This window comes from Ligilactobacillus salivarius DSM 20555 = ATCC 11741 (genome assembly GCF_001435955.1).
In the GTDB taxonomy this organism is placed as follows: Bacteria; Bacillota; Bacilli; order Lactobacillales; family Lactobacillaceae; genus Ligilactobacillus; species Ligilactobacillus salivarius.
Genome location: NZ_AYYT01000003.1, coordinates 93,762 through 106,964, shown reverse-complemented (window position 1 = coordinate 106,964; position 13,203 = coordinate 93,762). Strand labels below are relative to the sequence as shown.

General features: G+C 30.0%; 17 protein-coding genes. 2 read left to right on the top strand and 15 right to left on the bottom strand.

What is annotated here, in order from left to right:
* Nucleotides 1–47 precede the first annotated feature (47 nt).
* Entirely contained in the window at nt 48–224 is a 177-nt protein-coding gene (locus tag FC55_RS02870) for a DUF3042 family protein (protein ID WP_003699877.1), read from the top strand.
* Nucleotides 225–293: 69 nt separating this feature from the next.
* On the opposite strand, the gene FC55_RS02865 is transcribed toward FC55_RS02870, so the two are convergent.
* The 12 genes from FC55_RS02865 to FC55_RS02810 all read right to left on the bottom strand — a co-directional run bounded on the left by FC55_RS02865 (nt 294) and on the right by FC55_RS02810 (nt 9,424).
* Nucleotides 294–707, bottom strand: a complete 414-nt coding sequence (locus tag FC55_RS02865; RefSeq protein WP_003699876.1) for a rhodanese-like domain-containing protein — start codon at nt 705–707, stop codon at nt 294–296.
* Nucleotides 708–749: 42 nt separating this feature from the next.
* Nucleotides 750–1,712 carry an ROK family glucokinase gene (locus FC55_RS02860; RefSeq protein WP_003699875.1) on the bottom strand — a complete coding sequence of 321 codons (963 nt, stop codon included), beginning with the start codon at nt 1,710–1,712 and terminating at the stop codon, nt 750–752.
* Entirely contained in the window at nt 1,709–1,948 is a 240-nt protein-coding gene (locus tag FC55_RS02855; protein WP_003699873.1) for a YqgQ family protein, read from the bottom strand. Before FC55_RS02855 ends, FC55_RS02860 begins: the two co-directional genes overlap by 4 nt.
* A gap of 39 nt (nt 1,949–1,987) precedes the next feature.
* Nucleotides 1,988–2,650: a rhomboid family intramembrane serine protease gene (locus FC55_RS02850; protein ID WP_003699871.1), complete on the bottom strand. Its 663-nt coding sequence runs from the start codon at nt 2,648–2,650 to the stop codon at nt 1,988–1,990.
* Nucleotides 2,651–2,663: 13 nt separating this feature from the next.
* Nucleotides 2,664–3,212, bottom strand: a complete 549-nt coding sequence (locus FC55_RS02845; RefSeq protein WP_003705938.1) for a 5-formyltetrahydrofolate cyclo-ligase — start codon at nt 3,210–3,212, stop codon at nt 2,664–2,666.
* Nucleotides 3,213–3,266: 54 nt separating this feature from the next.
* Nucleotides 3,267–3,416 (bottom strand): 50S ribosomal protein L33, encoded by a 150-nt coding sequence (rpmG, locus tag FC55_RS02840; protein ID WP_003699868.1) that lies wholly within the window; start codon nt 3,414–3,416, stop codon nt 3,267–3,269.
* A 147-nt stretch (nt 3,417–3,563) separates the two neighbouring features.
* Nucleotides 3,564–5,717, bottom strand: coding sequence for an SEC10/PgrA surface exclusion domain-containing protein (locus tag FC55_RS02835; protein ID WP_003699867.1), 2,154 nt, complete (start codon nt 5,715–5,717; stop codon nt 3,564–3,566).
* Nucleotides 5,718–5,874: 157 nt separating this feature from the next.
* Nucleotides 5,875–7,689 (bottom strand): DUF2207 domain-containing protein, encoded by a 1,815-nt coding sequence (locus FC55_RS02830; RefSeq protein WP_225356278.1) that lies wholly within the window; start codon nt 7,687–7,689, stop codon nt 5,875–5,877.
* 103 nt (nt 7,690–7,792) lie between these two features.
* The gene (locus FC55_RS02825) at nt 7,793–8,092 is read right to left on the bottom strand and encodes a nucleoside triphosphate pyrophosphohydrolase family protein (RefSeq protein WP_003699862.1); all 300 of its coding nucleotides are present in this window, start codon (nt 8,090–8,092) and stop codon (nt 7,793–7,795) included.
* A gap of 17 nt (nt 8,093–8,109) precedes the next feature.
* A complete protein-coding gene (gene yihA, locus FC55_RS02820) occupies nt 8,110–8,700 on the bottom strand; it encodes a ribosome biogenesis GTP-binding protein YihA/YsxC (protein ID WP_003699861.1) in 591 nt (196 codons plus the stop codon).
* Between the two features lie 82 nt (nt 8,701–8,782).
* Nucleotides 8,783–9,007 carry a YneF family protein gene (locus tag FC55_RS02815; RefSeq protein ID WP_003699860.1) on the bottom strand — a complete coding sequence of 75 codons (225 nt, stop codon included), beginning with the start codon at nt 9,005–9,007 and terminating at the stop codon, nt 8,783–8,785.
* 126 nt (nt 9,008–9,133) lie between these two features.
* Complete coding sequence (locus tag FC55_RS02810) at nt 9,134–9,424, bottom strand: DUF896 domain-containing protein (protein WP_003699858.1); 291 nt, start codon at nt 9,422–9,424, stop codon at nt 9,134–9,136.
* Nucleotides 9,425–9,534: 110 nt separating this feature from the next.
* On the opposite strand from FC55_RS02810, the gene lexA reads away from it, so the two are divergent.
* Nucleotides 9,535–10,155 carry a transcriptional repressor LexA gene (lexA, locus tag FC55_RS02805; RefSeq protein ID WP_003699857.1) on the top strand — a complete coding sequence of 207 codons (621 nt, stop codon included), beginning with the start codon at nt 9,535–9,537 and terminating at the stop codon, nt 10,153–10,155.
* Nucleotides 10,156–10,218: 63 nt separating this feature from the next.
* Here lexA and recN read toward each other — a convergent pair whose 3' ends face one another.
* The 3 genes from recN to FC55_RS02790 are packed head-to-tail and all read right to left on the bottom strand — an operon-like array spanning nt 10,219 to nt 13,201.
* Nucleotides 10,219–11,886, bottom strand: coding sequence for a DNA repair protein RecN (recN, locus tag FC55_RS02800; RefSeq protein ID WP_003699855.1), 1,668 nt, complete (start codon nt 11,884–11,886; stop codon nt 10,219–10,221).
* Nucleotides 11,887–11,890: 4 nt separating this feature from the next.
* Nucleotides 11,891–12,349, bottom strand: coding sequence for an arginine repressor (locus FC55_RS02795; protein ID WP_003699854.1), 459 nt, complete (start codon nt 12,347–12,349; stop codon nt 11,891–11,893).
* Between the two features lie 24 nt (nt 12,350–12,373).
* Nucleotides 12,374–13,201 carry a TlyA family RNA methyltransferase gene (locus tag FC55_RS02790; RefSeq protein WP_003699852.1) on the bottom strand — a complete coding sequence of 276 codons (828 nt, stop codon included), beginning with the start codon at nt 13,199–13,201 and terminating at the stop codon, nt 12,374–12,376.
* Between the last annotated feature and the right edge of the window lie 2 nt (nt 13,202–13,203).

Below are 13,203 nucleotides of genomic sequence, written 5' to 3'. Positions count from 1 at the left end.
ATATCATTCATAATGTATATAGAACCACTTCGAAGGAGGTACTCAATATGAAAAAATTTAATTTAGGTTTCTTACTAGGTGTTACAACAACATTAGGTACTTTAGCTGGTGCTGTTTTTACTTTTAAGAAAAATGTTGTTGAACCAATTGAAGAAAAAGAAGCTATTTTAGAAGAACATCGTCGTCGTGCTTTACGCAAGAGTCGTTCTGCACATCAAGGATAAAAAATAGTAATTGTCTTATATCAAAATAGCAGCAAGCTAGATTTATTAGCCTTGCTGCTATTTTTATTATTAATATTTGCTCTTCTTCTTTTTTCCATTCCAACGATCATAGCCTGATTTTAATATATATAAATCTCTAAAACCGTCTTTGTACAATTGAACAGCTGCTCTTGTAGCAATTGTTCTTCCAGTTTCATATAAATATACTGGCATATCTTTACGGAGACTTGATTTATAGATTTTAAATTGGCTATATGGCATATTACGTGCTCCTAAAATATGTCCCGCATTAAAAGTGTCAGGTTCACGCAAATCTATAACTTGAGCTTTTTTCATTCCCTTTTTAAATTCTTCATTATCAAGCATGGTAGATACTCTCTTCCCAGAAATGTAGGTATATAACTGCATTCCTAGAAGATAAGCTACTAATAAAATTAGAATAATGTTTACCCATGCCCATACAGAAATATCAGCCAAAAACATTGTACTAAGACCTCCTTAGCTGTAATTATTAAAAAATATTAACTACTTATTAAATTTTAAAGCTAGTGAAGCTGCACCTATAACTCCAGCTTCATTTCCTAATTCAGCAAGTTTTAAAGTAGTTGATTTTTTAACTGAAGGGAAAGCAAATTCCTTAAAGTAACTATCAACCTGATCTAATAAGAACTTACCCGCTGCAGAAACGCCACCACCAATTACAATATATGATGGATTGATAAGACTACCAATATTAGCACAAGCAAATCCTAAATAGTAGCAAACACGATCCACAACACGTTCAGCTAAAACATCGCCATCTTTTGCTAAATCAAATACTATCTTAGAACTAATATCTTGCCCATCATCTAACATTTTCTTTAAATCAGATTTTCCAGCAAATTCTTCAGCCATATCACGTGCAACACGTACAACACCTGTTGCAGAAGCATAAGTTTCTAAACAGCCATGATTTCCACAAGTACACAAATAGCCATTTGGTTGTACATTTATATGACCAATTTCACCACCAGCTCCAGCTCCGTGAACCATTTCACCATTAGTGATGACACCACCACCAACACCTGTACCTAATGTAACAAATGTTACTTCATCATCATTTTCTCCGGCACCTTTCCAGCGTTCACCCAATGCTGCTACATTGGCATCATTATCTACAGCAAACTTCATACCAGTGCCCTTTTCAATTTCTTCTTTTAGATTTTGCTTTTCTTTCCAGTTCAAGTTAAATGCTGCTTCAACTGTACCATTTTCAATATCTACTGTTCCCGGTGTACCCATTCCAATTCCAACAAATTGTTCTGGTTTCATATCATATAAATCTAAATGATGATTAATTGATTCAACAATATCAGGAACAATATGTTTACCATCGTCTAAAATATTAGTTTCAACACTCCATTTTTGTTGGATTTCACCATCTAGTGTCAAGATAGCAAATTTAATTGTTGTACCGCCTAAATCAACGCCAATTAACTTCTTATTCATTCCTCATTCTCCTTAATAGTAAATTTTACAGGTGACTTAGCTCTTTTTTCTTCAACACCATGTTCTCGATTAAGAACTAACTTTGCTGATAAAAAAGTTTGCTTGTCAATTACTCCTGCTTTATATAAATGATCAAGTTCTAGAGCCATTAACTCAATGTCCCACATACGTTTACCAACATATACAAAAATACCAAAATTTTTTAATAATTGCTGTACATCATATAACGTTTTCATGCTCTATCACCTCAACGTTTAATTATACTTGAATTGTACTTAACTTGTAAAACCAAAATTTAAGATTATCAAATTTATAAAAAGTAAAATTACAAAACTTACAATTCTTTTAACTTTAGGGACCCTACCTAAATTAGGGACACCAACGACATAACCTAAAAGAAAACCACTTACTAATCCACCTAAATGTCCTGTCAAATCCGAATTTCCAAACATACCAAAGAATATATTCAATATTACTAACAGAAAAAATTGACGAGACATAGTTTGTAAATATGGATTTCTTCTGAAAGATTCTCCCAACATCAAAAAAGAACCGAACATACCAAACAATGCTGTACTAGCACCTGCAGAAATACTACTAAAATTAAATGCAAAACTTGCTATATTCCCACAAATTCCACTTACCAAATAAATTATTAAGAACCTTGTCTTTCCAAAAATATTTTCTAATAAAGTTCCTAAAAAATATAAAGTTATCATATTGATAAGTAAATGTTGTAATCCTATATGAATAAACATAGGAGTTATCAAGCGCCAATACTGACCATTGATAATATAAGGGGAATACTTTGCTCCAAAACGCACTAAATTAGCAATATTTTCTGTTCCACCAAATAATGTCATTACTATATACATTACTATATTAAGAATAATTAACGTATAAGTGATACTAGGTTTATTTTTTAAATATTGCAACATAAACCGCACCTCTTTATATTCTTATTTGATTAGTAATGTAAATATCAAAACTATCAACATCCCACTGAGGTTCTTGGAAATATCTACTTCTATCAACAAGTGCTACCTTATTTCCACGATAATCACTTAAATACTTATCGTAAAATCCTCCACCGAATCCTAACCTTGCTCCATTTTCAGCAAATGCCAAGCCTGGGACAATGATTAAATCGATATTTTCTTTATTAACATAATTCTCACTTTCAGGTTCCAAAACACCAAATTTAGTTCTTACTATTTTGACATCAGGAGTTAATTCAACAAACTCCATCATTCTATTTGGCAAAGTCTTAGGTACTAAAACTTTTTTATTTTGTTGCTGAGCAGTTGAAATTATAGGAAAAGTATCTAACTCAAAATCTTCACTCAGTGTAATTGCTACATTATCAGCTTTTTCCCACTCAGTAGTTTTAAATAACTCTTTATACAGATTTAGTTCATCTAACTTTTTTTCCCAAGTTTTACTTAATTTCTGTAATTTTTGAATTTGGTTTTTTCTAAATTCTTTCTTATTCATTGACATTGCATCACCTCATGTCGTACATAAAGAAAAAAACAACAGGATTTTTTCCTGTTGTTATTTTGTTTCACGATGTAAAGTAACTTTGTGATCACGTGGGCAATATTTTTTCAATTCGATGCGATCAGGATTGTTACGTTTATTCTTGCTTGTAAGATATGTTTGTTCATGACATTCTGTACATTCTAAAGTAATATTTACACGCATGTTTTAAACCTCCAAACATGTTTTAGATTTCAAAAAGACATAACTTTATCTTCGACGTTTAATATGATACCATCTTTTCAAACCTATTTCCAGTTTTTTTTATTATTTGTTAAGGAAATTAACTTGACACTATTAACATATGTTAGACTATTCATTATTTTGTAAATCACTTAATTCTTTTTCCTTATATTCTAATACATTTTGATATGATTGAACTTTAACAACTAAATCATTATATACGGCAGTTATCTTTGCTACATCTTTTTCATTATTAATAAGCTTTTCCTTTAATTCTTCAATCTTTTGATCAATTCCATTATATTCTTTTAAATCGTCTAATATAGTCTGTATATTTTCTTGAATAGTTTCATAGTTTACTTTCAAAATATTCAATTGTTCACTATTTTCTAACTCTGATTTATTATATTTTTCTACTTGTTTTTCTTTCTGACTTAAATCAATTTTAATAGAATTCAATTCAATTTCAGTTGCAGTGATAGCTGCTTTGCTTGCTTCAAATTTATTTTCTTCTCTTCTTAAAAGCCCTTTATTCTTTATCCACTCTTCACGTACCAATTCTGATAAATTATTTTTCCCTCTTAATCTATCTCGTAGTACGCTAATATTTTTATTCAAAGAATTTAAATCATCTTCCAATTTCGTAATCCCAGTCATATCAGGACCCTTTTGGGCATTTTGTAACTCTTCTTCCAACGCTATTTTATTCTTATTTTCATTTTCCAATTGACTATTAAGATCACTTAATTTTATTAAGTTTCCAGCTTGCTCAGCCTTTAATTCGTTGATCTTTGCTTCTATATTTTTCTTTCCAAAATCAGATATGACATATGAACCATTAGCTTTTATATTGTTATACGCAAATTCAAAGTGAATAGCTAAATTGTTATCAATTCCCACAGCCATATAGTGTGTACTATAGCCTTTGCTTTTATTTAAACCAAGTAACGTTTCTAAATGGCCAAAATTATTTTTAGTGTCATTAAATAGGAAATCAACTAATACTCTATAAATCACAGCCTTTAAATCAGCCATAGTCATTTCATTATCACTAAATTCATTAAAATACTCTTCACCATTAGCCAATTCTTCATCCTTGCTATCATAATCCTCAAAAACACTTGGAGTTTGGTTCCACAGATCTGACAATCCTTCAATATCATGTCCTAAACCTAATTTATTACTTTTCTGACTGTAAAAAGTTTGCCAATTATCCTGATTATACCTATCTACCACTGCTTGTGTGAACTGTATAGAATCTGGAGTAACCTCTATTAACCTACTTCCCATTTTTTCTCGTAATGGATTTAATAAACTTGCTACAAAAGTTGAAATTTCTATTAATTCCTGCAGTGTAAGCTTTGTTACATCTGAAATTTTATTCTTATCATCAATTTCTGAAAAATTCAACTTCTTATTATTAAGTTCTAGGCCTGGAGATATTATATCTGCTACTTCTTCACGAGAAATTTTTCCATAATCAAAATTTTCAAAGAGCACTTGTGTGTAGTCTTTAGGTATCCTAATTTGTGGCAATAAGTCTATTTTATTTTTTTCTTTTTCTATTGCACTTACTAATTTAGATAATATAGATTGTAGTTCATCCTTTTGCTTTTGAACTGTATCTATATTTTCCAAATTCTTATCTATTTTTTTCTGTACTTCTTTGACTAACTCATCCGTAGTTGGTAACTTATCTTTTTCTTTTTCTAACTGTTTCTTCTTACTAGAAATATCATCCTTACACCGAGCTATATCTTTTTCTGTACTCTCTATTTCTTTTTTCTTACGCATCCAATCTTCATAAGAAATCTTTACTTTTCTATCAGCACGTTCTACATCTCTTTTTATTATTTCTGAACTATCTTTAGCATTAACTTGCTTTTTTTCGATATTGCTAACTTCTTCCTTTACATCATTTAAATCTTCTTTAGCTTGAATCAACTTTTTGTGGTTATTATTCCACTGTAATTCCGTCTCGTGTAAAGATTTCTCTACTCTTTCTAGAGATTTTTTATTTCTCTCTAACTCTTCTTTTTGACTCTCTTCACCTTCATTTAAAATTTTTTCTTTTATGTTAACTAACTTTGCATATTCATTTTGTAATGTTATTTGTAAATTTAATAAGTTGTCTAACTCAGACTCTTTTTCATTTTTTAATTCTGTGAATTCAACTATATCTTTGTTTAAATTTTTGATTTCATCTTTTAAATTTTGTTGAGGTTTTTGGACCTTATCTTGTGCGTCTGCTATGTCATTCTGTACTATTCCTTTATTGTCCATTACACATCCGCCTCTTTCTTCCCAGCAAACTAAAATATACTACCCTTATTATAATAAAAATATTGCTCTTAATATAGTTACTTTTTAATTTTTTATCATATTTAAAATATTTAATAAAAAATACCAGTAAATTCCCACATTTACCAGTATTTATAGTTTATTTTTTTATATTCAACGTTTCACTATTTAAATCTAATCTAATAAAAATTTCCCCTATTTTTTCAGCAAAATCCCCCATATATAATATGGAATCTTTCATAAAGACATTTGATTCACTATATAACTGATATAGTTTTCGATTTGTTCTTTCTTCCATATTTAAAGCTATTGCATATGGTAATAATTTTTCCCAAAAATTTTCGTCACCAACATCATTCAATTCTAGCTTTTCTATATTGCGTAAACTTCGATATAAAATCTTTAATCTTCTCAGTTCTATAAATATTTCAGGTTCATATTTATAAACATTAATAAATATATATATCAAATTTATATCATTAACAATAAGAATTGTAGCTATAATTATCCCTAACCATTTAGATACAATAAAAAATAAAATTACTCCTGCTAGATTGAATAGTGTCCAGAGTATTAACCATTTTTTAGTAAAATAACCTTTTAAATTACGTTTATGTTCCAGTTTAAATAGATTATCCACTTCTTCTTTAATTTTCCCTTGCCATTGCTTATAAGTTTCAGTAACTTCTGAAATCTTCATAAGATTGACAGTTTCTTCTATTTCAGATAACTTAATTTTATTGTCAGAAGTAAGATTACTAAATAATAATGTATTCAATCTATTATTTTCTATAAACTGTTCATCTTTAACTTGCAATTCGTAGTCATATATAGTCTGATAATTTTCAGTTCTTAGTGGATTTAATACTAGATCACCCTTATTTATTAAGTCTACTATATATGCTGCGTAAACATTTCTGTTGGGCTTTCGTTTAGGAAATAAAATCGATCTAACATATTTAACCGATATATCAGGAATATCAAATGAATACTTTGTAAACTTAAGATAATTTGATAAAACTAAATTTTTAGATAACACTCTCCAACTGAATATTCCCATAATTGTCATAACAATTAATAATATTGTTATAGAAATATACTTTCCAGTATATTTTAGTCTACTATCCCTCTTTACTTTATCACTATTTTTGTATTCATATCCTGAAATACTACTTTCTGTTGGTATAGGGGTTTTAAACATATTGTTAGTATTATAAGCAAATAGATCTTTAGAACATATTAGTCTTAAATGTAAACTCTTATTTTCGGGAAGCCTATTCAACTTAAAATTCACTTTTCCATTTTTCTTACTAGTCGTTATTTTACCATCGGTTGTTCCTCTCACCCACGCTCGTAAAATTTGTGGATTTTTTTCAGGTAAATCAAATGTTATATCAATATTGCTAAACTTATGTCCCCAATTACTCAGTATATTCCAATTTAATTCTGAAATATTACTATTACCATAATTTATAATCGCATTTGGTACATTATATGTTAGTTTGTATGTAACTCTCTCATTTTCAACTGGTTGATATATTCTTACTTTTACTTTAGTATTTGTTTCTGCTAAATCAGAAGTGACAAAATATTTACCAGCATTCATCTTGGCCTCTTTAGATATATCTGCATTAGTCCCTTTTTTTAATAAGACTTGCTTGTTATTTTTAATTTCATACACTTCCACATTATTAATCGTATCCACATCTTTTGGTAATGCTTGTGGAATAACTAATAAGTCATACTTACCATGAATATTATATTGTACACGTGTCGATACTCCTATAGAGCCATCATTTTTTAATTGAATATTAGAATTATAATCTTCAATATCGTAGTGTCTTTTGTTAATATTTTTAATAACTAAAATTATACTCAATACTAATATTACTAATAAGCAATATTTCCAATTCTTTTTGAAAAGACTTATAACTTTTTTTTTCAAATTCGACACCCCTATCATAAGAATTATGACAAAGTTTCAACCTGTTGTCTACTTTAAAAAAATATTTCTTAATAAAAAAGTCATTATGTTTCATAAACACAATGACTTTTGATTAATTTGCTGGATTAAATCCATTAGGGTAACGTTTATTTAACGTTTCGATGTTTTCTTGCGCTACTTCATCAAAGGGTATATCTGCCCATTCTGCAATTTGTGATAAATACCAAAGTACATCCCCAAGTTCATGTACTAATTTTTCTTTATCTAAATCTTTTCCTTTAAAAGTATACGCCTTAACTAAATCAACAACTTGTCCTGTTTCCCCAGCTAATCCTAATGCACAATTTGTAAGAACTTGCTCATTTCCATATAATGTTCGATTAGCCGCTTCTTGATATTCATTAAATTCCATAATATTCCTCACAATTATTAATTAACTTTGGTAATATCTTCAATCCAATCCCAAACTTCATCTTTACCTGTTTTATCAACAGCAGAGAATAAAATTAGTCTATCATTTTTTGTCAATTGTAGTTTTTTTCTAATTTGACTTTCACTTTTATTTCTTTTGCTTTTAGGAATTTTATCTATTTTCGTTCCTACAACTAATACAGGTATATTGTAATAATGCAAAAATTCTATCATTTGACAATCTAATTCTGAAGGTTCATGGCGAGCATCTACTAAACTGATAGCTCCCTTTAGCTCTTGTCGAGTAGAAAAATATGTTTCTATCATTCTAGCCCATTTTTCTCTTTCTTTTTGTGAAACTTTAGCATATCCGTAACCTGGTACATCAACAAAATATAATAAATCCTCGATATTGTAAAAATTCAGCGTTTGCGTTTTTCCGGGTTGACTTGACGTACGGGCATAATTTCTTCTATTAATTAATGTGTTAATTAATGAAGACTTTCCAACATTGGAACGACCAGCAAGTGCTACTTCTGGCAATTTAGCATCTGGATATTGTTCTGGTCTTACGGCACTAATTGTTAAATTGACGTTATGTACTTGCATTAAATAATACCACCTTAATCTAAATTATAATAATAAATAAGGAAGTGACTGACTTACATCTACTCACTCCCTCAAAAACTAATTACTTCTTACCATAATTATTCTTCATTGCATTCATCATTTGATGCAATTTCTTTTCAGATGGTTTTTGTCCCATTTGAATCATCATAGTACGCATCATTTGTTCATTAATAGGTGGATTCTTCTTTAAATAGTCTTCCATGTACTTTCGAGCAGCAAAAAAACCACCAACAAAGCCTAGCACAGCAGCAATAATGACAATAAGCACCCAAATACCTGTACTCATCTATAAGTTCTCCTTCCTCTAATAAGATTAACCTATCTAATAATTTAAAAAATTAATCTTACTTTTTAACGCTTATTATATTATATCATTTGTAATATTACCTATCAACGCTTACACTAAGATAAATTAATCATCTCTTAGACCACGTTCTCTTTGAATCTTTTTTACCTTTTCAGGTGTTACTTCTTTACCATTTTTATCATATACTTGTAGCATTTCAATATGGCTTCTAAAATTTTCTCTAAATAAAGAAAGATAGGTTTCTCGTAATTCTTTTTGTTCTGCTAACTCTTCAGATGTTAGGCCTTCTTCTTTTTTCTTTTTAGAAAGTTCATTTATTCTATCTATTAACTCTTGTGGAATTCCTTTATTATCAGCCAATCGTCTCACTCCTTTGTGATTTACTCTATTTGACATATTATCAAAAAGCTTACAAAAAGACAAGTTATAAACACGAACGTTAGTTTGACGTTCTTAATAATTCTATGCTATAATCAAGTTATTATATTAATATTGGAGTGTCTAGAATGACAAAATCAGAGAAACGTCAACATGATATTCTTCGTTATATATTTTCACATGTATCTGATAGTGGCTACCCACCTACTGTTCGTGAAATTTGTAACGCTGTTGGTTTATCATCTACTTCAACCGTTCATGGACATCTTTCTAAGCTTGAAAGTAAGGGCCTCATTAAACGCGATCCTACTAAACCTCGCGCCATTGAAATTACTTTAGCAGGCTTAGAAATGTTGGATGAGTTACCTAACAAAACTCAAATTCCCATTGTAGGTACTGTTACTGCTGGTGAACCTATTTTAGCAGTTGAAGAAAATAGAGATTATTTTCCTCTACCACCTTATTTTGAATCTGCTGATGATCTTTTCATGTTATCTATTCGTGGCGAGAGTATGATAAACGCTGGTATCTTAGATGGTGATCAAGTTATTGTTCGTAAGCAATCTTCTGCAAATAATGGAGAAATAGTTATTGCTATGACTGAAGAGAATGAAGCAACTTGCAAACGTTTCTTCAAAGAAGATGGATATTACCGATTACAACCCGAAAATGATACAATGGATCCTATTATCTTAGAAAATGTAACTATTTTAGGAAAAGTTGTTGGATTATATCGTGATCTTATTTAAAAAGCTAGGATGTATTGTTTTTATACCAATATATGGTGTTACACAATACCAAATCCTAGCTTTTTATTTTGACATTTTAATTAATTCTTCTGCATGTTTCAATGTTAATTCTGTAATTTCAGATCCAGATAACATTCTTGCTATCTCTCTAATTTTTTGTTTTTCATCTAATTCTTTTAATGAAGTTTCTGTTCTACCATCGTTGACAGATTTTGAAATATAGTAATGATTGTCTGCAATTGCTGCAACTTGCGGTAAGTGAGTAATGCATAAAACTTGTGAATTATTTGAAATTTGGCTTATTTTTTCAGCAATCGCTTGAGCTACACGACCGCTAACACCAGTATCAACTTCATCAAAGATAATACTTGTGACACCCATCTTTTGAGAAAAAATTGTTTTTAAAGCTAACATTATTCGTGAAAGTTCACCACCTGAAGCTATCTTAGCTAATGGGCCCATTTCTTCACCTGGATTAGTTTGAATATAAAATTCAACTTTATCGATACCTTTAGAATACAATTTAGAATTATTTAAACATTTAACTTCAAATACAGCTTTGTCCATATATAATGCACTTAATTGTTCATGGATCATTTTTTCTAATTTTTTAGCGCTTTTCTTCCGCTGTTTCGAAAGTTTTATTGCCAATTCTTTTACTTTTTCTAATGCCTCAGATAATTGTCTTTCTTGCTTTTCTGAATTTTGTTCCGCATTTTCCATTTCTCTTAATTCTTTTTCAATTCTACTATGATAATGCAAAATATCCTCTATTGTATCACCATATTTTCTCTTCAATTGGTGGATCAACTCTAATCTTTCCTCTATTTCATTTAACCTTTCTCCATTCCACTCCATTGAATCAAGTTCATCTGAAATATCACGAGCGGCATCTTCTAGACTATAAAAAGCATCTGAAATTTTAGTATTGATTTCTTGAAGATTTTCTGATAAATCTGAAACATCGCTTAACTCATTCATTGCATTTCCTAAATTTCCAACTACATCTATTTTTTCACCAGATAAAATTTGATAACTTAATTCTAAAGCATCATGTATTGCTTGAAAATTATCCAATTTATTTTTTTCTTCGACTAGTTCATCTTCTTCATTAATTTTTAAACCAGCTTCTTCAATTTCTTTGACTTGGAAATTTAGCATATCTAGTCTTTGGGCCCAGGCCTTCTCATCAGCTTCTTTTTTTTCCATTGATAATTTTAGCTTACGATAATTTTGATACACAACTTGATATTGATTTCTTAACTGGGATGTTTTTTTATCATATTCATCTAACAAATCTATATGGTTTTCTGGCTTCATCAATTCTTGGTGCTCATTCTGCCCATGAATATCAATTAATGTTTCTCCTACCTTTCGTAAAGTTGCCAAATTTACCATCATTCCATTGATGCGACAAATATTTCTTCCGCCTCGATATAAATCTCTTTGCAAGATTATTTGTCCATCTTCAGAATCTATTCCGTATTCTTCCAAAATGTTGTAAGTATTAGCTTCTCTAGGTAATGTAAATAACCCCTGAATAACAGCTTTTTTCTCACCCTTACGAATAAATTCAGTAGAACCTCTGCCTCCTGCTAATAAGCCCAGAGCATCAATAATAATTGATTTACCAGCACCTGTCTCACCCGTCAATACTGTCATCTTAGGTTGAAATGATATTTGTATTTCATCTATAATGGCGAAATCCTTTATTGATAATTCTTGTAACATATAATCACCCTATATTTATCAGATTTAACAACTTATTCTCCATTTTTATTGCATCTTCTTCTGAGTAAGCAAATATCATGACTGTAGCATCATCTCCTAAAGTCGCAAAAACTTCCGGATATTTTGCTTGTTCAATCAGATTAGCAACTGCAGGTCCACTACCAGGTAAAACTTTAAATACACATAGTTCTCTATTTTGTGCTGAAGAAACATATGATTCACTTAATGTATCACTCAATTTCTTTTCTACATTAATTTCTTTTAGCGTAGGCATACTATACCTATAACTACCAGTTTGTGTTGGCAATTTAACTAGTTGCATTTCTTTTACATCGCGAGAAATAGTTGCTTGCGTTACATTTATTCCACGAGCATTTAACTTTTCTACAATATCTTCTTGCTTATATATAACATTTTCTTGGAGGATTTCCTTGATAAGTTTCTGTCTGACTTGCTTTCTCATTCAGTTCATCCCTCTCTCATATAATTATGCTTTCTTTTTAATATCTAATGTAGCATGAGCTTGTTTCACAATTAACTCAGGATTTACACTAGGCGAAATATTTCCAACACTTTCCTTAGATACCAGATGAACTAAAAATTCAATATTTCCTTCCCCACCAGTGATAGGTGAAAAATCTAATTCAACAACATCGTAATTTTCTTCAGCTGCAAAACTTATGATTTTATTTAGTACTTCTAGATGAACCTTTGGATCTCTTACAATTCCATGTTTTCCAACTTTTTCTTTTCCTGCTTCAAATTGGGGCTTAATTAAAGCTATTACATCACCATTATTTTGAATAATCTCATGTAAAGTTGGTAATATTAACTGTAAAGAAATAAAAGAAACATCTATTGTAGCTAAATCTGGTTGTCCTTTAGTAAAATCTTCTAATTTACTGTATCTGAAATTTGTATTCTCCATAACAACAACTCTGTTATCTTGACGCAACTTCCAAGCTAATTGATTAGTTCCTACATCTAAAGCATAGCTTAATTTGGCCCCTTTTTGTAGAGCTACATCTGTAAATCCTCCAGTAGACGATCCTATGTCTAACATAGTTTTATTTTTTGCATCAACTTTAAATACCTTAAGTGCTTTTTCGAGTTTTAAACCGCCTCTACTTACATAAGGCATTTTTGTCCCCTTAAAATGTAACTCAGTATCTACAGAAATTTTCATTCCGGGTTTATCTAATCTTTCTTCGTTCTCTCCTAAAATTTCGCCAGCCATTACAGCCCTTTTAGCTTGTTCTCTTGTAGAAAATAATCCCTGTTTAACTAATAGTACATCTACACGTTCTTTTTTCATAA

Excerpts from the sequence above, each read along its gene's own strand:
- FC55_RS02825 (WP_003699862.1), bottom strand. The coding sequence starts at position 8,092 with ATGGAATTTAATGAATATCAAGAAGCGGCTAATCGAACATTATATGGA.
- FC55_RS02835 (WP_003699867.1), bottom strand. The coding sequence starts at position 5,717 with ATGGACAATAAAGGAATAGTACAGAATGACATAGCAGACGCACAAGAT.
- lexA (WP_003699857.1), top strand. The coding sequence starts at position 9,535 with ATGACAAAATCAGAGAAACGTCAACATGATATTCTTCGTTATATATTT.
- FC55_RS02845 (WP_003705938.1), bottom strand. The coding sequence starts at position 3,212 with ATGTCAATGAATAAGAAAGAATTTAGAAAAAACCAAATTCAAAAATTA.
- FC55_RS02810 (WP_003699858.1), bottom strand. The coding sequence starts at position 9,424 with ATGTCAAATAGAGTAAATCACAAAGGAGTGAGACGATTGGCTGATAAT.
- FC55_RS02870 (WP_003699877.1), top strand. The coding sequence starts at position 48 with ATGAAAAAATTTAATTTAGGTTTCTTACTAGGTGTTACAACAACATTA.
- FC55_RS02855 (WP_003699873.1), bottom strand. The coding sequence starts at position 1,948 with ATGAAAACGTTATATGATGTACAGCAATTATTAAAAAATTTTGGTATT.
- recN (WP_003699855.1), bottom strand. The coding sequence starts at position 11,886 with ATGTTACAAGAATTATCAATAAAGGATTTCGCCATTATAGATGAAATA.
- FC55_RS02790 (WP_003699852.1), bottom strand. The coding sequence starts at position 13,201 with ATGAAAAAAGAACGTGTAGATGTACTATTAGTTAAACAGGGATTATTT.
- FC55_RS02795 (WP_003699854.1), bottom strand. The coding sequence starts at position 12,349 with ATGAGAAAGCAAGTCAGACAGAAACTTATCAAGGAAATCCTCCAAGAA.
- FC55_RS02850 (WP_003699871.1), bottom strand. The coding sequence starts at position 2,650 with ATGTTGCAATATTTAAAAAATAAACCTAGTATCACTTATACGTTAATT.
- FC55_RS02815 (WP_003699860.1), bottom strand. The coding sequence starts at position 9,007 with ATGAGTACAGGTATTTGGGTGCTTATTGTCATTATTGCTGCTGTGCTA.
- FC55_RS02865 (WP_003699876.1), bottom strand. The coding sequence starts at position 707 with ATGTTTTTGGCTGATATTTCTGTATGGGCATGGGTAAACATTATTCTA.
- yihA (WP_003699861.1), bottom strand. The coding sequence starts at position 8,700 with ATGCAAGTACATAACGTCAATTTAACAATTAGTGCCGTAAGACCAGAA.
- rpmG (WP_003699868.1), bottom strand. The coding sequence starts at position 3,416 with ATGCGTGTAAATATTACTTTAGAATGTACAGAATGTCATGAACAAACA.
- FC55_RS02860 (WP_003699875.1), bottom strand. The coding sequence starts at position 1,712 with ATGAATAAGAAGTTAATTGGCGTTGATTTAGGCGGTACAACAATTAAA.